Source organism: Neisseria sp. P0001.S005, from assembly GCF_051963715.1.
In genome coordinates this window covers 1-930 of the sequence record NZ_JBQCTZ010000440.1, presented here as the reverse complement: position 1 = coordinate 930, position 930 = coordinate 1, and the positions used below count along the sequence as shown (strand labels likewise).

Sequence of the window (930 nt, the reverse complement as noted above, 5' to 3'; positions counted from 1 at the left end):
ATGAACCCACATTACTTGTTTTTTTGCGAACGAAGGTAGTCCAAAGTTTTCAGCTGGGCAATGGCTGCTGCCAATGCTTTGTGCGCTTCGGCCAGAGATTTATCATCTTTGGCTGCAGAAACACCTGCCTCGGCTGCTTTCTTAGCTGCTTCAGCACGCGCCTGATCCATTTCGGTACTGCGGACGGCAACGTCTGCCAATACGGTAATCTTATCAGGCTGTACTTCTAAAACGCCACCGGAAACGGCTACCAACACTTCTTCAGCTTCACCCGGAACAGTCAAACGCAATGCGCCGGGGCGTACCAAACTCATAATCGGCTCGTGTCGTGGATAAATACCAAGCTCACCTTGAACGGTCGGAACCACCACAAAGCTGGCCTCGCCCGAATAGATGTTTTGCTCGCTACTAACCACTTCAACTTGCATGGTGCTCATGCCGGCCTCCTTAGTTTAAGGTTTTCGCTTTCTCAGCCGCTTCTTCAATGCCGCCTACCATGTAGAACGCTTGTTCAGGCAGATGGTCGTATTCGCCGTTCAAGATGGCTTTAAAGCCGGCGATGGTGTCACGCAATGAAACGTATTTGCCTGGAGAACCGGTAAATACTTCGGCAACGTGGAACGGTTGAGACAGGAAGCGTTGGATTTTACGGGCACGCATCACAGTCAGTTTGTCTTCGTCAGACAATTCGTCCATACCCAGAATAGCGATAATGTCGCGCAATTCTTTGTATTTTTGCAGAGTAGACTGTACACCGCGCGCTACGTCGTAGTGCTCTTGACCCAATACCATCGGATCCAATTGGCGTGAAGTAGAATCAAGCGGGTCAACTGCCGGGTAAATACCCAAAGATGCAATATCACGGCTCAATACGACGGTTGCGTCCAAGTGGGCGAAAGTTGTCGCTGGAGACGGGTCAGTCAAGTCATC

2 protein-coding genes are annotated in these 930 nt (G+C 50.4%); both read right to left on the bottom strand.

What is annotated here, in order from left to right; genetic code table 11:
- Nucleotides 1-11 precede the first annotated feature (11 nt).
- A complete protein-coding gene (locus ACTHSP_RS20900) occupies nucleotides 12-437 on the bottom strand; it encodes a F0F1 ATP synthase subunit epsilon (protein WP_049331696.1) in 426 nt (141 codons plus the stop codon).
- Nucleotides 438-447: 10 nt separating this feature from the next.
- Nucleotides 448-930: ATP synthase beta subunit C-terminal domain-containing protein (locus ACTHSP_RS20895; RefSeq protein ID WP_440346875.1), on the bottom strand; the 483-nt coding region annotated here is incomplete at its 5' end.